Source organism: Mycobacterium novum (assembly GCF_010726505.1).
In the GTDB taxonomy this organism is placed as follows: Bacteria; Actinomycetota; Actinomycetes; order Mycobacteriales; family Mycobacteriaceae; genus Mycobacterium; species Mycobacterium algericum.
This window is the reverse complement of sequence record NZ_AP022562.1, coordinates 2,990,929-3,010,219: the sequence shown is the minus strand read 5'-3', so window position 1 is coordinate 3,010,219 and position 19,291 is coordinate 2,990,929. Positions and strand designations below refer to the sequence as shown.

18 protein-coding genes are annotated in these 19,291 nt (G+C 71.0%); 5 read left to right on the top strand and 13 right to left on the bottom strand.

Translation table 11 applies throughout. The features are described from left to right. Positions 1-23: 23 nt before the first annotated feature. The gene (gjpA, locus tag G6N19_RS13965) at positions 24-1,220 is read right to left on the bottom strand and encodes an outer membrane porin GjpA (RefSeq protein WP_232062391.1); all 1,197 of its coding nucleotides are present in this window, start codon (positions 1,218-1,220) and stop codon (positions 24-26) included. A 386-nt stretch (positions 1,221-1,606) separates the two neighbouring features. On the opposite strand from gjpA, the gene G6N19_RS13960 reads away from it, so the two are divergent. Then, entirely contained in the window at positions 1,607-3,430 is a 1,824-nt protein-coding gene (locus G6N19_RS13960; RefSeq protein WP_193465142.1) for a fatty acyl-AMP ligase, read from the top strand. A gap of 16 nt (positions 3,431-3,446) precedes the next feature. Here G6N19_RS13960 and G6N19_RS13955 read toward each other — a convergent pair whose 3' ends face one another. From G6N19_RS13955 to eccCb, 11 genes are all read right to left on the bottom strand, one after another. After that, positions 3,447-3,878 carry a type II toxin-antitoxin system VapC family toxin gene (locus G6N19_RS13955; RefSeq protein WP_013830192.1) on the bottom strand — a complete coding sequence of 144 codons (432 nt, stop codon included), beginning with the start codon at positions 3,876-3,878 and terminating at the stop codon, positions 3,447-3,449. A 6-nt stretch (positions 3,879-3,884) separates the two neighbouring features. Next, positions 3,885-4,112, bottom strand: coding sequence for a hypothetical protein (locus G6N19_RS13950; protein WP_013830193.1), 228 nt, complete (start codon positions 4,110-4,112; stop codon positions 3,885-3,887). Positions 4,113-4,178: 66 nt separating this feature from the next. Continuing rightward, positions 4,179-5,546, bottom strand: a complete 1,368-nt coding sequence (locus G6N19_RS13945) for a hypothetical protein (RefSeq protein WP_193465141.1) — start codon at positions 5,544-5,546, stop codon at positions 4,179-4,181. A gap of 1 nt (position 5,547) precedes the next feature. Continuing rightward, positions 5,548-5,850 (bottom strand): type VII secretion target, encoded by a 303-nt coding sequence (locus tag G6N19_RS13940; RefSeq protein WP_193465140.1) that lies wholly within the window; start codon positions 5,848-5,850, stop codon positions 5,548-5,550. A 48-nt stretch (positions 5,851-5,898) separates the two neighbouring features. Further along, on the bottom strand, positions 5,899-7,230 hold the full coding sequence (gene glmM / locus G6N19_RS13935; protein WP_193465139.1) for a phosphoglucosamine mutase: 1,332 nt from the start codon (positions 7,228-7,230) through the stop codon (positions 5,899-5,901). A gap of 145 nt (positions 7,231-7,375) precedes the next feature. After that, positions 7,376-7,882 carry a 30S ribosomal protein S9 gene (gene rpsI / locus G6N19_RS13930; protein ID WP_013830197.1) on the bottom strand — a complete coding sequence of 169 codons (507 nt, stop codon included), beginning with the start codon at positions 7,880-7,882 and terminating at the stop codon, positions 7,376-7,378. After that, positions 7,879-8,322 (bottom strand): 50S ribosomal protein L13, encoded by a 444-nt coding sequence (gene rplM / locus G6N19_RS13925; protein WP_193465138.1) that lies wholly within the window; start codon positions 8,320-8,322, stop codon positions 7,879-7,881. Before rplM ends, rpsI begins: the two co-directional genes overlap by 4 nt. Before the next feature lie 290 nt (positions 8,323-8,612). Continuing rightward, positions 8,613-8,909, bottom strand: coding sequence for a WXG100 family type VII secretion target (locus G6N19_RS13920; RefSeq protein WP_013830199.1), 297 nt, complete (start codon positions 8,907-8,909; stop codon positions 8,613-8,615). A 9-nt stretch (positions 8,910-8,918) separates the two neighbouring features. Further along, positions 8,919-9,236 carry a WXG100 family type VII secretion target gene (locus G6N19_RS13915; RefSeq protein ID WP_193374395.1) on the bottom strand — a complete coding sequence of 106 codons (318 nt, stop codon included), beginning with the start codon at positions 9,234-9,236 and terminating at the stop codon, positions 8,919-8,921. A gap of 69 nt (positions 9,237-9,305) precedes the next feature. Next, positions 9,306-10,490, bottom strand: coding sequence for a type VII secretion-associated protein (locus G6N19_RS13910; protein ID WP_193465137.1), 1,185 nt, complete (start codon positions 10,488-10,490; stop codon positions 9,306-9,308). Next, positions 10,487-14,047 carry a type VII secretion protein EccCb gene (eccCb, locus tag G6N19_RS13905; RefSeq protein WP_193465136.1) on the bottom strand — a complete coding sequence of 1,187 codons (3,561 nt, stop codon included), beginning with the start codon at positions 14,045-14,047 and terminating at the stop codon, positions 10,487-10,489. Before eccCb ends, G6N19_RS13910 begins: the two co-directional genes overlap by 4 nt. Before the next feature lie 114 nt (positions 14,048-14,161). On the opposite strand from eccCb, the gene G6N19_RS13900 reads away from it, so the two are divergent. After that, a complete protein-coding gene (locus G6N19_RS13900) occupies positions 14,162-15,352 on the top strand; it encodes an EsaB/YukD family protein (protein WP_193465135.1) in 1,191 nt (396 codons plus the stop codon). 3 nt (positions 15,353-15,355) lie between these two features. Continuing rightward, positions 15,356-16,672: a type VII secretion-associated serine protease mycosin gene (gene mycP / locus G6N19_RS13895; protein WP_193465134.1), complete on the top strand. Its 1,317-nt coding sequence runs from the start codon at positions 15,356-15,358 to the stop codon at positions 16,670-16,672. Here mycP and eccB read toward each other — a convergent pair. Further along, positions 16,614-17,720, bottom strand: coding sequence for a type VII secretion protein EccB (eccB, locus tag G6N19_RS13890; RefSeq protein ID WP_193465133.1), 1,107 nt, complete (start codon positions 17,718-17,720; stop codon positions 16,614-16,616). The two genes, mycP and eccB, sit on opposite strands and share 59 nt — an antisense overlap. A gap of 150 nt (positions 17,721-17,870) precedes the next feature. Between eccB and G6N19_RS13885 the strand changes: the two genes are divergently transcribed. Next, positions 17,871-18,533, top strand: a complete 663-nt coding sequence (locus G6N19_RS13885) for a cutinase family protein (protein WP_193466397.1) — start codon at positions 17,871-17,873, stop codon at positions 18,531-18,533. A 68-nt stretch (positions 18,534-18,601) separates the two neighbouring features. Beyond that, a complete protein-coding gene (locus tag G6N19_RS13880) occupies positions 18,602-19,231 on the top strand; it encodes a cutinase family protein (RefSeq protein WP_193465132.1) in 630 nt (209 codons plus the stop codon). The last annotated feature ends 60 nt before the right edge of the window (positions 19,232-19,291 follow it).

Below are 19,291 nucleotides of genomic sequence, written 5' to 3'. Positions count from 1 at the left end.
CCGGTAAAGCGGGCGCGCCGGCGTCAGCCTCCGGCTCCGATGAACAGGTCCAGCAGGTCTTGCAGCATGTCGGGTGAGGCGGCGTCCGACGCGCCGGCGGCTGCGCCACCGTCGTCGAAGAGGTCGTCGGGAATCTGCGGGAGCTGGAAACCAGTCAGCGGAGCTACCGCATCCTGGGGATTGCTCTTGCCGCTCCAGCCCGATCCGAGCACCGCTCCCATCGCCTGCATCCAGCCTTCCCAGGCTCCGATCGGGCCGACCGCGTGGGCGGGGACCACCGCGGGCAGCGACGCCCCCAGCACATTGGCGTCGAGGTCCAGGCCAATGCTGTTGAAGATCGAGCCGCCGGGAGCGGCCAACTCCACCCCGGTGCCCGGCACCAGGTTGGGCGCCGAGGCCACCACCCCGGGTGTGAACAACCCGCCCAGCGCCAGATCGATGTGGTAAATGTTGGTGCCTTCCGGCAGCAGGCCGGTCTGCTCGACGATCGGGATCAAGAAGTCCAGGTTGAGGGTGGCGCCGTTGAAGTAGGCGCCGACCATGTTGGCCATGATCTCGTTGAGGCCGTCGCCGTCGGAGATGCTGTTCATCAGCGCGACCCACGGACTCAACGACGGGCCCAGCGCGCCCATGATGAGACCGCTCAGCGGGGAGGCCAGGAAGTTCAGGATCGGCGTGACCGTCTCGGGGTCGAGGTCGGCGGGCAGCATCGCCGGCAGGAAGCCCATCAGCAGCTTGTGGCCCAGGGTGCTGATGGTCTCACCGGTCAGGTCGAGGTTCGCTTCGCCGCTGAGAGTGTGGTCGGTGACCATTTCGGTGACCGGGTCACCGGGGGTCAGGAAGCCGAGGGGACCCGCATTCCACAACGAGTACGCATCCGCGGCGGATTTGGCGTCCTCCTGCAGCTGGTTGGTCACATCGGGGATGGTCGACGGGTCGTTGATCGCCTGACTCCACAGATCGCCCTGGTTGGCGATCTGTTGCTGATAGCCGACGAACGGGGCCAAGGCGAAGTTGTTGATCAACAACTGGGCGTTGGCGGCCGCGGTGTTGTACTGGTCGATCCACGGCTGGAGGAAATCGTCAAACGCACCGGTGAGCGCCACATCCCGGATGGTGGAGATGCCGGGCATCGGTGCCACTGCGGGGGTGACCGAAATCAGCCCGGAACCCACCAGGGCGATCCCCGCGGTGACGTAGGGGCGAAGGGCTTGCTGCACAGCCGTCTCCTTTGTGTCGGTACTGCCCTCAGCAACCATCATGACCAGCAGTCACCGGTCCCGTGATATTGCTGATTTCTCACTGTTATGCCGTTGTGATGCAGGACACTACCTGTGAGTACACTTAAACTCAAGCACCTTTTTCAAACTTGTCGTCTTATACGCCCTGATCACTGCCGCTCAAACCGAGTTGATACCTGGGAATGTGCTAGATAAGCTGACTTTTCGCACGGTGAAATGAGCGGCGCCGCCAGGGCCGCCTTGCACCGACCAGCCCGTGACGCAGCACGCGCCAGCAACCGGATCGAAGGCTGCTGCGCGCCGATTCCAGGGCCTCATAGGGGGCCGAATGTGGCGCAGACCACCTCGCGGGCCAAGATGGGGCCATGGACTTCACGCCCACGGTCACGACACCCATCGCAGAAACCCTCGTTGAGCTGCTGCAACGCCAAGCCGAACGATTCGGCGACAAGGTGGCGTTCAGCTTCTCCTACAACGGCGACGACGAGGGCCGCAGTGAGCTGAGCTTCCGTGACCTGGACCTGCGCGCCAGGGCGATCGCGGCCGGTCTGCAGCGCCATGATGTCGCCGGGGAGCGGGTGCTGGTGCTGGTGCGTCCCGGCCTGGACTTCATCGCCGGATTCTTCGGCTGCCTCTACGCCGGGGCGGTGGCCGTGCCGGTGCACCAGAAGCTGGCGCCGCGCCTGCAGGTGGTGGTTCCCGACGCGCAGGCTCGGTTCGCCCTCACTGCCACCGAGACCCAGCAGGCCACCCGGTCCGCGGTCGCCGGGATCCCCGGTGAACCCGAGCATTGGTTCTTCACCGATGCCGGCGCCGATTCGGACGCCTGGGTGCCCCCCGCCATCGGCACCGACTCGCCGGCCGCCATCCAGTACACCTCGGGGTCGACCCGCTCACCCAAGGGTGTGCTGCTCAGCCACGGCAACGTCCTGCACAACGTCGACGCCATCCGGCAGGCGTGGAACGGCGACGAGAACGACAGGGGCGTGTTCTGGCTGCCGCCGCACCACGACCTGGGGTTGATCGGCGGGATCCTGTCCATGGTCTACATCGGGGCCAGCACCGCGCTGATGTCGCCGACCGCGTTCATCAAACGCCCGATGCGCTGGCTGGAACTGGTGTCGGCGCATCGCGGCGTGATCACCGCGGCACCCAACTTCGCCTACGACCGGTGCGTGGAGACCAGCACGCCCGAAGAGCGTGCCGCCCTTGATCTTTCCTGCATGACGGTGGCCATGAACGGCGCCGAAGCGGTGCGCGCCACCTCGCTGGCGGCGTTCGCCGATGCCTTCGCACCGGCAGGTTTCCAGATTTCGTCGTGTTACCCGGTGTACGGGCTGGCCGAGGCCACCCTGTGCGTGTCGGCCGGATCCGCCACCGGGATGCCGGGAGTGCGCTACCTCGACCGTGTCGCGTTGGAGCAGGACCGCATCGTCGACATCGCACCCGACGACCCTGCCGCCGCAACGTTCGTGGGTTGCGGTCAGCCGCGCCAAACCGACGTCGCCATCGTCGACCCGGTGACCCACCAGCCGTGCGGCCCCGACGAGGTCGGCGAGATCTGGGTCGCCGGCCCCAATGTCGCTCTCGGTTACTGGCAGCGTCCCGAGGAGACCGCCGCGACGTTCGGAGCACGGCTGGCCGCGCCGGGCGACCCGGCCCGCGGACCGTTCCTGCGCACCGGGGACTACGGGTTCCTCTGCGCCGGTGAACTTTTCACCACCGGACGCTGCAAGGATCTGATCGTCGTCGACGGGCACCGGTACTACCCCAACGACATCGAGTTCACCGTGCAGCAATGCGACCCGGTACTGGTGTCCGGCCGGGGCGCGGCGTTCGCCACCGACGCGCCCCCGGGAGGCATCGAGCAACTGGTCGTGGTGCACGAGGTGGACAGCGGCCAGATCGGTGAAACCGACTTCGACGCCGTCATCGACAAGATCCGCACCGCCGTCGCCACCCACCACGGCATCGCGGCCGACGCCGTGGTCCTGGTGCACCACGTGTCGATGCCCACCACCTCCAGCGGCAAGATCCAGCGCGGCCAGACCCGCCAGCTGTTCATCGACGGCGCACTCGCGGTAGTCGCGCAGTGGCGCACCCCGACCGAGGAGCTGTCGCTGGAGCAACTGGAGGCCGCGGCCAAGATCGTTTCGGCGCTGCAGACCTGGGGTTCGCGCCAGGGGTGAGGTGCGAGCGTCGGCCCTACTGCGAGGTCAGCGGGTTGAACCAGCGCAATCCCGGGAATCGCTGAAAGTCCGAATCGGCCGAGGCGAGCTCGACACCGTGCTCGATCGCCAAGGCGGCCAGTTGCGCATCGGGCACCAGGTTGCCCGCCACATCGGCCTGGGCACAGATTCCGGCGTAGACCCGGGCGGTGGCCTCGGTGGCGGGCGGGATCCACACCACGGGAACGGCCAGCCAGTCCGCGACGTAGCTCCAGGCCTCGGACGGTGGCAGTGGATTCTCGGTGACCCTCGGGTGGGTGATGATCCGCAGGAATGCGCCGATCGTCTGCCACGGCAGGCCAATCCGGTTGTCACCGTTGAGTGTTTCCTCCAGCCACGCCGCAGCCACCGGGTTGTGCTTGCTGTCTGCGTCGACGGCGTACAGCAGCAGATTCGCGTCTAGGAGCACCGCAGCTCACCGGTCGTCGTCAAGGAGATCCAGTACGTCGGCCACGTTGGAGACGTCGACCTTCAGGCCGATGTGCGCCGTGCGATGCCGGTACCGGGTTCCGGGCGCACTGGTCTGCGCGGCCATGCCGCGACGGGCGAGCAGATTCAGCGCCTCGCTGACACCCATGCCTTGCCCGCGGAGCCGTGTCACCTCGGCTGCCACATCGCTGTCGATCACCACGGTGGTCCTCACGACCCGATCATACGCACAGGCGCATCAAGATGCGACCAGTGAAGCATGCTGATGCGGTGTAGCCGGTCACTGTCCGACCTGGGGCAATTCCTCGGCGGCGACCTCGCACGGCGTCTTCGGTGTGCCGTCGGCAAATGGCCCGGGAGCCTGACCGGAGTCGTCGGCTTCGGTGGTTTCGGCCGCGGGCTCGGCTTGAGCGCCGGCCTGAATTTCCGGGTCCGACGGCGCGGATTCCGATTCGGTCGGTGCAACAGCATCCTCGGCGGCGGCCTCCTCGACAGCGGCCTCGTCGCCGGGCTCGTCCGGCGGCTCACCTTCGGAGTCAGCGGGCTCGGGGTCATCGTGGTCATCAGGGTCGCGGTCGTCGGTTGCTGCGGGGTCCTCGAACGGATCGCCGAACCCGTCGGCGGATCCGGGGTCACCGAACGCGTCGGCCAGCCGGGGAATCAATCCGCCCAACCCGCCGAGCCCGCCGAGACCACCGCCACCGCCGGTGGGCAGCCCGCCGGTCGGCAACCCCAGATCACCGGGCAGGCCGAGACCGGCCGGCAGTCCTGGATCGGCAGGCAGGTCATCGCGTGCCGCGGCGGGTTCCGGGACGGCGGCGTCCTGCCTCGCGCCCGGGGCCGCCGGGACACCCGCCGGTGCGACATCCGCCGCCGGCACGATCTCCGCTGCGACGGGGGCCGCGGTCGCCGCGGCGACCGGCGCAGCACCGGTCGGGTGATCGGGTGACACGACCGGACCGAGATCGCCGGGTACCGCAAAAACCGTCCCCGGCGCCGGGTCGGCCGACCCCGCCGCCGCCCGGTAGGCGCCCGCCACGCCGTCTCGCGCCGACAGCACGGCCGTCGCACACTCACCCCGAACGTCGTTGTCCACGTAGGGGATCACCTGTTTGTCGATGACCTCGGCGGCATGCTCATCGCCGGAGCCGGCGTTCACCGCGTGTGCTGCCGCCAGCCAGGTCGGCCGGTGCGCGCCGGCCCGGTCGTCGACGGCGGTCACCGCCGCCACCTTGGTGTCGACCAGCCGCCACAGCTCGTCACGCAATACCTCGCATCCGGTGGCGGCCGCGCGCAACCGCGCCGTCAGCTGCGCCCCGGACTCACAGTGCCGGCGTACAAACTCGACGGCCGCGTCGGCACCGAGGCCCCGCCAGGCCGCCGCCAGGGCATCGAGTTGCCCGCGCTGCCGGCGCAGGGCGTCCTCGGCAGCGCCGGCCAACGCCGCCAGTGCGGCGCAGTCGGCGTCCAGGCACCGTAGATCCAGGCCGGCCTCGCTGTCGTAGCGGTCGGCGAGCTGCCCGTCGTAGCCGGTGAGATCGGGATGGCCATAACCGCGCCGATGACACGCCGACACGTAGGCCTGCGTGTGGGCCACCGCTTCTCGGCCCTCGGCCAGCCGCGCGGCCACGTCGTATCGCGGCGCCACCTCAACCGATCCGATCTGCCGCAAACGATTCGGCGGCCCCGTAACGCGCCAGCCCGGCTCGCAATGCCGCGGCGATCTCGGCGCCCGCGCGCGACCAGCGTGTCATCTCCGGCGCCCAGGCGTCTAGCGCACGCCGCAGCGCCTCCCCCGCGCCGACATGATCACGTCCGGCGGCGCTACCGTCGAATACCAGCCCGCCCAACCGGATTCGGACGGCAACGTCGATCGCTGCCGCCGTGTCGTCCAAGCAGTCCGCCACGCAGCGCAGCGCGGCGGCATCGAGATACAGCTGTTGTCGTCCCATAAGGGATATGACGGCGCCGAAGCTCGCCCGGTTCCCTCAGCGCGGGATTCAGTGTCCGGCGCGGACCGTTTCGGCGACGCTGACCGCGATCTGGTGCGCGGTGTCCTCATCGGCGGCTTCCACCATCACCCGGACGAGCTGCTCGGTTCCGGAGGGCCGCAACAGGATTCGGCCGGTGACGCCGAGCTCCTGCTCGGCGCGCCGCACCGCGGTGCGCACCGCCAGGCGGCTCACCGCATCGGCTTTGTCGGCGACCTCGACGTTGATCAGCACCTGCGGCAGCGTGCGCATCGCCGAGGCCAATCCGGCCAGCGGGATGCCGGTCTGGGCCATCCGCGCCATCAGGCGCAGGCCGGTGATGATGCCGTCGCCGGTGGTGGCCAGCTGCGGAAGCACGATGTGGCCGGACTGTTCACCGCCGAGGGTGAAGCCGCCGGCCCGTAGTTGCTCGAGCACGTAGCGGTCGCCGACGTCGGTGGTCTGCACGTCGATGCCCGCCTCGCGCATCGCCAGATGCAACCCGAGGTTGCTCATGACCGTGGCCACCAGGGTGTCACCGGCCAGTTCACCGGCATCCCGCATGGCCAGCGCCAGCACCACCATGATGGCGTCACCGTCGACCACATTGCCGGCCGCGTCGACGGCCAGGCACCGGTCGGCGTCGCCGTCATGGGCCAGACCCAGGTCCGCGCCGTGGGCGAGCACCGCGGCACGCAGCGGTTCCAGGTGCGTCGAACCGCAGCCCTCGTTGATGTTGAGCCCGTCGGGATCGGCGTTGATGGCGATCACGGTGGCACCGGCGGCCCGGTAGGCGCGCGGTCCCGCCTGGAACGCCGCGCCATGCGCGCAGTCCACCACGACGGTCAGGCCGTCGAGCCGGGCCCGGTTGGATTCGCCGAGGTGGCGCAGGTAGCAGTCCAAGGCGTCCTTGGCGTCCACCACCCGGCCCAGCCCGGCGCCGACCGGTCGCAACCCCGGCCCGGCGGCGACCAGATCCTCGATCTGGTCCTCGGTGGCGCCGTCGAGTTTGTGGCCCCCCGGGCCGAAGAACTTGATGCCGTTGTCGGGCATCGGATTGTGCGACGCCGAGATCATCACCCCGAAGTCGGCTTCATAAGCGCCGGTCAGATAGGCCACCGCCGGCGTGGGCAGCACGCCGGCCCGCAGCGCGTCGACCCCCTGGCTGGTCAGCCCGGCGATGACCGCGGCCTCCAGCATCTCGCCACTGGCCCGCGGGTCACGACCGACGACGGCCACCCGGCGCTCGGTGCCGGTGGACAGCCGCTGTGCGGCCGCACTGCCCAGGGCAACGGCGAGTTCTGCGGTCAGTTCGCGGTTGGCGACCCCGCGAACACCGTCGGTGCCGAAAAGACGACCCATAACTATCCTTTATCGCCGCGAGTGTGCGTGTTCCCGGTTCGACACGCCGGTGTGGGACCGGAAACCCGCACTCTCGAAAGCAAGCCGGGGGCACCTTCCCCGTGCGGAAGGTACCCCCAACTCGCTGCCAAAATGCAACCGCAGATCAGCGCTTGCTGTACTGAGGTGCCTTGCGGGCCTTCTTCAGGCCGTACTTCTTGCGCTCGGTGGCCCGCGGGTCGCGGGTCAAGAAGCCTGCCTTCTTCAGCACCGGCCGGTCCTCGGGCTGCACCAGGATCAGCGCGCGGGCCAGCGCCAGCCGCAACGCGCCGGCCTGCCCGGAGGGGCCGCCGCCGTCGAGGTGGGCGTAGACGTCGAAGCTGTCCAACCGGTCCACGGTGACCAGCGGAGCCTTGATCAGCTGCTGGTGCACCTTGTTGGGGAAGTAGGCCTCCAGGGTGCGCCCGTCCAGGTTGAACTTGCCGGTGCCGGGCACCAGCCGGACACGCACCACGGCCTCCTTGCGGCGGCCGACGGTCTGGATGGGGCGGCCCAGGTCGTGCGGCTCGTAGGCCGGTGCGGCGTCCGCCTGCACCGCCACGGTCTCGTCGGCCTCAACAGCCTCGGTGACCTCAGGGGTCTCAGGGGTTTCTTCGATGGCGGTCTCGGTCATTGCGTCACCTGCTTGATTTCGTACGGGACCGGCTGCTGGGCGGTGTGCGGATGCTCGGGACCGGCGTAGACGCGCAGCTTGGTCTTGATCTGACGGCCGAGCTTGTTCTTGGGCAGCATGCCGAGGATCGCCTTCTCCACGACACGGTCGGGACGGGTCTCCATCAGCTCGCCGATGCTGCGCTTGCGCAGCCCGCCCGGGTAGCCCGAGTGGCGGTAAGCCATCTTCTTCTGCAGTTTGTTGCCGCTCATGGCGACCTTGTCGGCGTTGATGACGATGACGAAGTCACCGCCGTCGACATTCGGCGTGAACGTCGGCTTGTGCTTGCCGCGCAGCAGCGTTGCTGCCGCGACGGCGAGCCGGCCGAGCACCACGTCGGTGGCGTCGATGACGTACCACGACCGCGTGGTGTCACCCGCCTTCGGCGTATAGGTGGGCACAGCGCTTACCTCTCGTTATTCGGGTTGCTACCCGGTTCTGCGGATCCCGGTACGAGCCGGGTGCCGGTCCGGCGTGGACGGCGGGGTGATTCTCGGCGACCGACAGTGACCCGAGGACCCGCTGCGCCAACTAGGCACCGCACGCCAACGGAGCAGCTTACCGGTGGCGATCCGAGCAGGTCAAAACGGGCGACAGCTCGATGGCGCCCGCACGGCTGGTGGACATGGCGGTGTGGCCCCGACGGCTATCCACCGATCGGGGCCACACCGTGTCCGGGGGTGGTCTCTCCTTACCTCCCCCAAGCCCCTGCCGCGCGGCGATCGGCGTCGGCGACGTCGGCGGCACCGTCGCGCACCGCGCGGCCCAAGTCGAACAGAATCTGGTTGAGCGCGCTGACGGCTTGCTGCCATCGCAGCTGCTCGGCGTGGTAGGCGCCGGCCGCTTCCCGGGTCCACACCTGCTGCAGGGGCGCGATCTGCGACCGGAGTTGTTCCAGCGCGCCGTTGAGCCGACCGGCCGTGGAGTGGATCTCCTGGCGGACGGCATATTCGATCTCATCGAAGTTGTAGGACAGTGTCGCGTCCACGGCTGCTCCTCAGATTCCGTCGCCGACGGCAGCGATGTGATGCGAGTGGCTCTCGGCCACCTCCCGCAGTGCGCGCTCGTTCTGGCGGATGGTCTCGGCGATGCGCGCCAGGGCCTGGTGCAGCCTCAGCGATTCGGTGTTCCAGCGGTCCAGCACGTCCTGGAATCGGGCCGCGGCCATGCCCGACCACACCGACGGCGGCACGGCCCGCATCCGCCCGACGAAGGATTGCAGCATCCCCCGGATGTCTTCATTACGGGCGTCGGTTGCCGCCGCGACGGCACGCATCAGGTCGAAGTCGGCACTGAGTGTGTGGGATGGGCTCACGTCTCCCCCGTATCGGTTGTTGGCTGATATGTAGTTCGACGCCGGTGGGCTCATTTCGGTTCCCGCCGATTAGCTCGGAGGCCTCACGTCCAGCGCATGTGCGGAGCGCACCGCCTGCTCGCACGCCGGACGCAGGGCGTCGTCGCCGCCGGGCCCGCTCTGACACCCGATGCCGATCCGCACCGCGCGGTCGACCAACACCGCCCAGTCGACGTGATGGTCATCGCGAACCTCCCGATAGGTCACCGCGGGCCGTCCCGCGCTGCTGCCGGCCGGATCGAAACCGACGAACACCCCGGGCGTTTCGGTGTCGGCGAGTTGCAGGCCCCGCTGCAGGGGTTCGGCGACCGCGGCCAGGGTGTCACCGGCGGCCGGCGCCTGGGTGACGTGCAGCACCAGCCGCGGGTCGGTCGGCGACGTCACCTCCACCCGGGCCGAGCCGGGGCCGGCGGCGACGCGGCGCACCGGCCAGCCGGCAGGAACCTGCACCGTCACCCGGCCCTCCACCAGATACGCCGCGGGCGTACCCGGGGCGGGCGACCGGTCGTGGTGGGCGTGCATGCCCCAGGCGACGACGCACAACGCCGCCGCCACGGCCGCCGGCAGCCGTCGTCGACCGACGCGATGGGCCGGGGCCGGGCACGGCCGCGGCGGGGCGGCGGGCTCAGCCACGTCGTCGGCAGGCAATTCGTGGACCACTATCACCTGCATCGAGTTTGGTAACCGGTCGGCGATCATCGTCGCCAATGCCGCAGTGCCGCCGACTCCCGCCGGGGCGTCGATCACCACCGCGGCGCCCGGGTCGGGACAAGCCGCCAGCACGCGGCGAGCCACCGCCGCGGCCACCTCGTCGGGTGGGCCGAGCCGCGGCTCGGCGGTGATCCCGGCGGCGGTGACCGCGACCAGCGCGGCGGCGATCTCGACGACCGCCGCGGCCGCAAAGGTGTCGAACAGCGGCCGGGAGCGCGCCACGGTCACGATGTCCTCGGTCAGACCGCGCGCTGCTGTGGTGAGCAGTTTGACCCGCCGGACCGGCCACCATGACGGGTGCACGATCACCATCGATTCGACGGCCGATGGGCAGGCCAGCACACTGCGCAGCAGCTCGGGCACCTCGACCGGCCGGCCGTCGACCAGTGCGAACGGCTCGTCGATCCACTCCAATGCCGCCGCGGCGTCGGCCGATTCACCTGTGCTGCAACACAGTCGGCGCATGGCCGCAGGTCCGGCCTCGATGATGGCACGGTGCGTCACGGCTGCCACGCCACCTGGATCAGCCGCTCCCCACCGCCGCGGGTGATCAGGGTGCCGCGCCCTGGCGGCAACCGGCGCGGCCTCACCGAACCGATCAGCGGGGTGTCAGTCGCGTCGCCGCTCATCATCAGCCCCATGGCACCCAGGTCGTGCAGTGCGGCCAGCACCGGCTCGTACATCGAGCGCGACGCCCCGCCGCTGCGGCGCGCAATCACCAGGTGCAAACCGAGATCGCCTGCGTGCGGCAGATATTCCAACAGCGGAGCCAGCGGGTTGCCGCCCGCGGTGGCGACCAGGTCGTAGTCGTCGACCACTACGTACAGGTCCGGTCCCGACCACCAGGACCGGTCGCGCAGTTGCTGGGCGTCGACGTCCGGTCCGGGCATCCGCCGGGCCAATCGGTCGATCAGAGCTGCCACCAGGCTCGCGCATGCAGCAGCCGTCATCGCGTAGCCGGCCCGGTACTCGTTCTCGACGACCCCGAACAGGCCGCGTCGATAATCGACCACCAGCAGCTGCGCCTGCCGCGGGCCACGGGTCCGCACCAGTTCCCGGCACAGCGTGCGCAACACGGTGGTCTTGCCGCACTCGTTGTCGCCGAGGATCAGCAGGTGCGGTTGCCGGCCGAAATCAACGGTCACAGCGCCGCGCTCGTCGAGGCCCAGCACCGGGTGGTCAACGCCGGCGGTCAGCGGCGCCCGGTCCACCACCGTCGGCAGCAGCGGTATGGGCGCCGCCGTGTAATCGTCGCGTCGCAACGGCTCCCAGCCGTGCGGGCGCGCCACCAGCAGGTGCAGACCCTCAGCTGTCAGGCCCCGCCCGGGCCGGTCGCCGGGCACCCGCTGCGCCTGACGCCGGTCCAGCTCGGATTCGGCCGGATCGCCCAGCCGCAGTTCGATCCGGGTGCCGATCAGATCGCGCAACGCGGGCCGGATCTCGGCCCATCGCGACGCGGACAGCACCAGGTGGACGCCGTGGGACAGGCCGCGCGCGGCCACGGCGGTGATCGTTGCCTCGACATCGAATTCGCGGCACAGCGCTGCCCACCCGTCGATCACCAAAAACACGTCGCCGGCCGGGCCACCGCCGGCCGCCTCGCGCCGCGCCTCCCGCCGTTCCAAGATCGCCGCCAGCTCGGCGACGGTGCGCCGCACCAGTTCCGGCTGGCCACGGCCGGCTACCGTTCCCACCTGTGGCAGCGAACCCAGCGCGGCGAGGCCGCCGCCACCGAAGTCCAGACAGTACAACGCCACCCGCCTGGCGTCGTGGGCGGCGCTCAGCGCGGCGATCAGCGTGGACAGCGTCGTCGACTTACCCGACTGCGGCGCGCCGACGACGGCGACGTGCCCGGCGGCCCCGTCCAGCCGGATCACCAGCGGGGTGCGGCGCTGCTCGAAAGGGCGGTCAACGATCCCGATCGGCACGCTCAGATCGGGATAGCCGTCGTCGAGCAGTTCCCCCAATGCCGGCGAGTCGGCCAGCGGCGGCAGCCACACCTGTCGGGCTGCCGGGCCGTGGCCGGACAATCGCTGCAGGACCGCCTGCAGCACGGTACGCCCGCCAGCTCGCGGCTCCGGCCCGGCCGGGCCGATCGGTGCGGCGGTGAACAACCGGACTTCGCTCGGCACCGGCAGCGGGGCGGGGCATGCGCCCGAGACGTAGGCCGTCTGGAATCGCCGCAACTCGCCGTCAGCGGTGCGCAGGAATCCCGATCCGGGCGTGTTGGGCAGCTCGTAGGCGTCCGCGGTGCCCAGCACCAGCCGGGATTCGGCGGCCGACACCGTCTTGAGGCACACCCGGTAGGACAGGTGCGACTCCAGGCCGCGCAGCCTGCCCTCCTCGAGCCGCTGACTGGCCAGCAGCAGGTGAATCCCCAGGGACCGCCCCAACCGGGCGATCCCGACGAACATGTCGATGAAATCCGGTTGCTGATCGAGCAGTTCGGAGAATTCGTCGACGATGACGAGCAGTGCGGGTAGTGCGGGCAGCGCCGCTGCGGCAGCCCGCCGGGCCTGCCGGTAGTCGCTGACCCCGGCCACCCCGGCGGCGCGCAGCAGTTCCTGGCGCCGCTGCATCTCGCCGGTCAGCGCCTCGCGCATCCGTTCCACCAGCGGTGCTTCATCGGCCAGGTTGGTGATCACCGCAGCGACGTGGCCGGTTTCCTCGAATCCGAGAAAGGTTGCGCCGCCCTTGAAGTCGATCAACACCAGGTTCAGGTCCGCCGGCGAATGCCGAACCGTCATGCCGAGCACCAGCGTGCGCAGGAACTCCGATTTCCCCGAACCGGTGGCGCCGATGCACAGCCCGTGCGGGCCGCTGCCCTTCTCGGCGGCCTCCTTGATGTCCAACCGCACCGGATCGCCCTGCGGGTCGGTGCCGATCGGGACGCACAGCCGCTGCGCCGGTGCGCCCGGCCACGCCGCGGACGGGTCGAACCCGTCGACGGCGCCGATGCCCACCAGCTGCGCCCAACTCCTCGGGCCGCCCGGTTGCACCGCCCGGTGGCCGGCCAGTCGCTGGGCGCACGCCAGCGCGTCCGCGGCATCGAGGAAATCCGGCCGGGCGCCGTCGCAATCGCCCAGCGCGGTCGTGCTCACCCGCAGCCGCCGGGCCCGGCCGGCGTCCCAGGCCGCTGCCTCGGTCAGCACCAGTCCGGTGACCGGGTCGTCGATGACCACCACCGCCGGGCGGCCGGTCAACGCGGCTTGGGCGGCGGGTAGATCGGGGTAGGTCAGCCGTAGCGGTCCGGTGGTGTCGACGGCCGACGGATGCTGATGGTGGGGCAGCCATTTCAGCCAGTCCCAGTGGCCGGGCGGGTCGGCGGCGACTGCTGCGATCAGCAGCGCTTCGGGGCCGTGCCGGATCGCGAGCTGGCAGATCATCGCCCGTAGCAGGCCGCGCGCCCGGTCGCGGTCGCCGTGCAACTGCAACGGCGCCGACCCCAGCACCGGCATCGTGATGGGCAGCTCGGGCACCGTCGCGTGGGTGTGCAGGAAGCGGCGCAGCGCGGTCGCGGTGACGGGGTCGGCGCGGCCGGCCGGCTCGTCGGGCGGCGGTATCAGCCGGGTCGCCAGAACCACCGGGCCGAGGCCCACCCGGACCCGGCCGCCGTCGTCGTCACCGGGCCGGCGCTGCCACATCCGGTCGCTGCCGGCCAACGTCCACAAGGCTTCGGGGTCCGGGTGCTCCCACACCAGAAACGAACGTTGAGCTGCGGCGGTCGCGGTCGCCGACTCCCGCAGCGCGGCAAGATAACCCAGGTAGTCCTCCCGGTTCCCGTCGAGATCGTCGCGGTTTCGGCCGGCCAGTACCGCCGCCGCCGCGGAGGCCAGCATCAACAGCGGCAGCAGCGCGAACACCGGGCTGCGCGCGACCGGGGAGCCCGAGCGGTAGAGCACCGCGGTCATGGCGAGCATCCCCACCGACATGACAAGCGGCAGTAGCCGGGTCAGCGTCACCGGAGAATTCTGGCGCTGCACCGGGGGCGGTGCCGCGACGGTGATTTCACCGGATGGCGGCGCCGGCGGCGGGCTCGCGACGCGTCCCAGCTCGGTCATCGGCCACACCGTAAACAGCCGCGGAATCACTCGGCAAGTCAGCTGTGGAACACCGAAAACACGCGGTCTGCCATCGCGGTAGCGTTCGCGCAACGCGAGCGCAAGGAGGCGGCGGTGGCTGGTGCGGATTCGGGTCTGCGGCGGGTCGCGGTCTACGCCGACACCGGTCACGCCGATCTGGCGCTGCCGGCCGCCGTCCCGGTGGCGCTGCTGGTCGGCGCCGTCGTCGACCTCGTCTCGGGCAGGGACGGCCCGCAGCCGGCATCGGGCCCCGCCGGTCCTCTTCCACCGCGCCCCTACCGGCTCGCGCAACCCGGCCGCCCGCCGTTGGACGGCTCGAAAACTTTAGGGCAACAGGAGATCTGCGACGGTGCCGTGCTGGTGCTGACCCGCGCCGACGACGTCGCACCGGAACCGCGCTTCGACGACCCCGCCGAGCAGGTGGCGGCCAGCGCGCGGGCGGCGATGCACCCGTGGCGCCCGGCCGCCCGGCGACTCACCGCCGCGCTCGCGGCATCCGGCCTGGCCGGGGTCGCCGGTTTCGTGGCGGTCCCCGGTGGGCCCGGCGCTCCGAATGTGTTGCTCGCCATGGCCGCTGCCGGGACGGTGGCCGCCATGGCAGTGCCGTCGAGCGGCTGCGGCGGGACGACGCGCGCGCTCCTGTGCTGCCTGGCCGGGCTGGTGATCCTGGCCGCTGTCGCCGGAACGGTCTGTGCGGCAACCGGTGTTTCGGTACAGCCATTCGGCGCGGTGGCTGCGGCCGGCGGGCTCGGCCTGATCCGGGTGGCGGGCCGGATCGCGATGCTGGGCGCAGGGTCGTCGCAACGACCGACAGCGAGCCACACCGTCGCGGCCCACGATCTGCTGTGCGGCCTGATCGCCGGGGCGACGGCGGCGGTGGTGCTGGGGGCCGCCGGGGTTGCCGCCGGGGAGCCGGTCGCCGGTGTGCCCAGCCTGGTCGGTGTCGCGTTCGCGGCGGCAGCCGGTACGGCGCTGCTGCTGCGGGCCCGCTCCCATACCGACGGCGCGCAGATCGCAACCCTGCTGGCCGGCGGTGCAGCCGCGATGGGCATCGCCGTATTGTCAGCCGCGCTCGATGAGGCGCCGCACCGGCCCTGGCCGGCGGTGGTGGCGGTGGCGGCGTCCGGCGCCGCGGTCGTTCTCGGTTTCACGGCGCCGATCCGGTCCCCGTTGGCCCGCCGCGGCGCCGAAGTGCTCGAGAGTATGGCATTGGGCGCGCTGGTGCCGCTGGCCTGCTGGCTCTGCGGGCTCTACGGCGCCGTTCGCGGACTGAATCTGGGCTGAGTGATGCGCGGCGCCAAGGTCGTTCGGATCGCCCGACTCTCGGCGGCGGCGCTGATCGCCGGGACCACCCAGTATGTACCGCAGGCAAGCGCGGTCGCGCCGCCGCCGATCGACAGTGCGCTGCTGCCTGCCGCCGGGCCGGCCGCACCGGCACGCGCAACGGTGCAACGCGAGGTGTGCGGGGTCCCGACGCTGCAGCCGGATGCGCCGGTCACCCAGCTCGACGGGCTGGACCTGCCTGCGGTGTGGGCGCTGACCCGCGGTGCCGGCCAACGGGTGGCGGTGATCGACACCGGGGTTGCGCCGCATCGGCGGCTGCCCGGCCTGGTGGGCGGTGGTGATTATGTGTCCAGCGGCGACGGCGCCCAGGACTGCGACGGGCACGGCACGCTGGTTGCCGGAATCATCGGGGCCGCAGCCGATCCGGCGACCGACCGGTTCGCCGGACTGGCGCCGCTGGCCACCGTGATCGGTATCCGCCAGTCCAGCGCCAAGTTCGCCGCCGCCGCAGACGCCCCGGGCGTCGGCGATGTCGACACGCTGGCGAAGGCGGTGCGCACCGCCGCCGACCTGGGGTCGTCGGTGATCAACATCTCGGCGGTGGCCTGCCTGCCGGCCGGCTCCGGTCTGGACGACCGGGCGCTCGGCGCCGCGCTGGCTTATGCGGTCGAGGTGAGAAACGCCGTGGTGGTCGCCGCGGCAGGCAACACCGACGACGGCTGTGGTGCCGGCGGGCCGATGATCGTCACGCCGGCCTGGTATGACGACTACGTGCTGACCGTCGGCTCGGTGGACGCCCACGGCGCGCCGTCGGCGTTCACCTTGGCGGGCCCCTGGGTCGACGTGGCCGCGCCCGGCGAGGGCGTGCTGTCGCTGAGCACCATCGCCGACGCGATGGCCAACACCGTTGCCGGATCGCCGGTTCACGGCACCAGTTTCGCCGCGCCGGTGGTCAGTGGTCTGGCGGCGCTGATCCGGGCCCGCTTCCCGGATTGGACACCGCGGCAGGTGATGGACCGGATCAAGGCCACCGCGCACCACCCGCCCGGTGGACGCGACGACGTCGTCGGCGCCGGGGTGATCGATCCGCTGGCGGCGATCAGTGCCGACACAACTCGGCCGGCCGCCGGCCGGCCGGTCCCCCGACCGGCGCCACCGGGACCGCCGGTCGCGCCCGACGCCGAACCGGCCACCGAGCCAGACGGGCTGCGCGCCGCGGGCACCGGCACCGGTGTGCTGCTGGCTTTGCTGCTGGCGGTGGTCATCGCCCGGGCTGCGGCAGCACGACGTCGTGGGCCAGCAGCGCCTGGTCCCGACTGAGCCGCGGGCCGGCCGGCAACCCGGCCAGCATCGGCCAGGGCACGCCGGCGGCCATTGGCGGCAGCCCGAGGCTCCGGGCCGCGGCGTCGTCGCTCACGGTGAACCGCACCCCGGTCTCGGTGATCAGGTAGCCGGCGCCGGCGCCGCGGCCGGAGGCGTCCGAGGCCCGCACATAGGCACTGCGGCCCGGCGGGAGATAGACGGCGTCCAGTGCCGGGCCTGGCCCGTCGGCCTGGGCCAACGGTGTCGGCGCCGCTTCGGCGGGTAGCGGCAGGCCCACACCGGCCGACAGCATGATGCCGGCCGGGTCGCCGAGGCGCCAATGGGCGCAGAGGGTCTCCGCGGCGGGCAGCTCGGCGAGGCGACCGACGGGATCCGACGGCGTGGCCGACGGCGCCTCCGGGATCGCGTTGAGCCACAGTCCCGAGACTCGCCGCGGCCCAGCGGGACCCAGCATCGGGTCGGCGGGGTTGATCGGCATCCGCCGTCCCCGTAGCACCAGGTAGGTGATCGCCGACTCGGAGCTGACGGCTATCGCCTCGTCGGCGCCGAGGCCGGCAATGTGCGCCGGGTCGACGCCGGCGACCAGTACGGTGCCGGCCGAGTCGTCGCACAACGACCAGGTCGCTGTCGCCGCCAAGGCCTCGCCGAGCACTCCGGGGGCACCCGGGATGCCCACCGGCGGGCCGCGCCGCGCCCGGCCGATCGCGTCCCCGGCCACCGGCAGCGGGTCGGCGGCTCCGGCGATCAGGCGAGCCGACGCGAGGTTGAGCACCGGATGCACCACGTCGCCGACCCGGACATAGAGCGCGCCGGATGAGCGATCCAGCACGATGGGTGCGTCGCCGAGGCCCGGTTGCGGCCGCACCACCGCCGCCACCACGGCGGCGGCCACCGCGATCACGGTGAGCAGGCAGCCCAGGCCCAGCCCGGCGCGGCCCGGCGCGGGACCGCCCACCACCTGCCCGCAGCGCAGCGCACGTTCCGACCGGCGGGCCTGGAATCGGTGCGCACTGAGCTGCAGTTGTGTCGTCGATCGCCCCGCCATGCACCACTCCTTCGCGTGTGGCCGAAGCTAACCGCGGACCCGGTCGGGCCGTCGTCAGCCATGCACAGGGTTGTCGATGCCCACAACCGGCTTCGGTACCATCCCGTTATGCGCTTTTCTCAGTTCAACAGCGTCTTTTCGGTGTTGTTGATGGCAGCCGCACTGCTGACCGTCCCGGCCGTGGCCCCGACCGCCCTCCCGTCGGCGGCCGCCTACGACTGCCCGGACGTCGAGGTCATCTTCGCCCGCGGTACCAGTGAGCCCGCCGGCGTCGGCCGGGTCGGCCGGGCGATGATCGACTCGCTGCGCCAGCAAACCTCCAAGAAGGTCGACGAGTACGGCGTCAACTATCCCGCCGGCCGGCTGCAGCTCGGTGGTGGCGACGGCGCCAACGACGTGATCCGGCGCGTCAAGGCCGCCGCCGACGTGTGTCCGGACACCCAGCTGGTGCTCGGCGGGTATTCGCAGGGCGCCTCGGTGATCGACATCGTCACCGGCACCCAGGTGGGTGGTATCAGCTGGGGCAGCCAGCTGCCCGCCGAGTACGCCGACCAGGTGGTGGCCGTGGTGGCGTTCGGCAATCCCGCGGTCCGCACCGGCGGGCCGATCAGCGCGCAGAGCGCCCTGTTCGGTGCCAAGGCCCTCGACCTGTGCAACCCGGGTGACCCGATCTGTCACGAGGGCCCGGGCAACGAGTGGACCGACCACACCGACGGCTACATCCCGGCGCTGACGAGCCAGGCCGCCAACTTCATCGCCGGCCGGCTGCGAGCGCCCGGTCCGGTACCCGATGTCGAGCCGGTGGTTCGCTGACCAACCCTGACCTGCGGCGACGTGGTTAGTTAGCTAACCAAGACTTTATTTCGCTACTATCTCTCGCTGTGAAGGCATTCCGCATCCTGGCCGCGTGCGCCGCCGCTGCCGCGCTGCTGATCAGCCCCGTCCCGTCGTCGCCGGCTTTCGCCGACGGGTGCCCGGACGCTGAGGTGATCTTCGCCCGCGGCACCGGCGAGCCACCGGGCCTGGGCCGGGTCGGTAACGCGCTCGTCGGCGCGCTGCGGAACCAGACCTCCCGGTCGATCGGCAGCTACGCGGTGAACTATCCGGCCAGCTACGACTTCGGCCGGGCCGCCGACGGTGCCAACGACGCCAGCGGTCACATCATGTGGATGATGGAGAACTGCCCCGGCACCCGCCTGGTGCTCGGGGGGTACTCGCAGGGCGCGGCGGTCATCGACATCATCGCAGCGGCACCGGTGCCCGGTTTCGGTTTCACCGCGCCGCTGCCGCCCGAGGCCGCCGACCACGTCGCTGCCATCGCGGTGTTCGGCAACCCCTCCAACAAGATCGGCCAGCCCTTGACGAACAGTCCGGTCTACGGGTTCAAGACGATCGACTTGTGCACCGACGGCGATCCGGTCTGTTCCCCCGGGCGGATGTTCTCCGCGCACTCGGGCTACACCCCCGGCATGACCAATCAGGCCGCCTCGTTCGTCGCCGGGCTGCTGTAGCGCTCCCTACGTTCAGCGAACGGGCGCGTTTGTACAGCGACACGCCGCTACGGCCGTACA

Coding starts and splice junctions, on each gene's coding strand:
- G6N19_RS13960 (WP_193465142.1), top strand. CDS start 1,607: ATGGACTTCACGCCCACGGTCACGACACCCATCGCAGAAACCCTCGTT.
- G6N19_RS13940 (WP_193465140.1), bottom strand. CDS start 5,850: ATGGGACGACAACAGCTGTATCTCGATGCCGCCGCGCTGCGCTGCGTG.
- glmM (WP_193465139.1), bottom strand. CDS start 7,230: ATGGGTCGTCTTTTCGGCACCGACGGTGTTCGCGGGGTCGCCAACCGC.
- rpsI (WP_013830197.1), bottom strand. CDS start 7,882: ATGACCGAGACCGCCATCGAAGAAACCCCTGAGACCCCTGAGGTCACC.
- eccCb (WP_193465136.1), bottom strand. CDS start 14,047: ATGACCGAGCTGGGACGCGTCGCGAGCCCGCCGCCGGCGCCGCCATCC.
- mycP (WP_193465134.1), top strand. CDS start 15,356: ATGCGCGGCGCCAAGGTCGTTCGGATCGCCCGACTCTCGGCGGCGGCG.
- eccB (WP_193465133.1), bottom strand. CDS start 17,720: ATGGCGGGGCGATCGACGACACAACTGCAGCTCAGTGCGCACCGATTC.
- G6N19_RS13885 (WP_193466397.1), top strand. CDS start 17,871: ATGGCAGCCGCACTGCTGACCGTCCCGGCCGTGGCCCCGACCGCCCTC.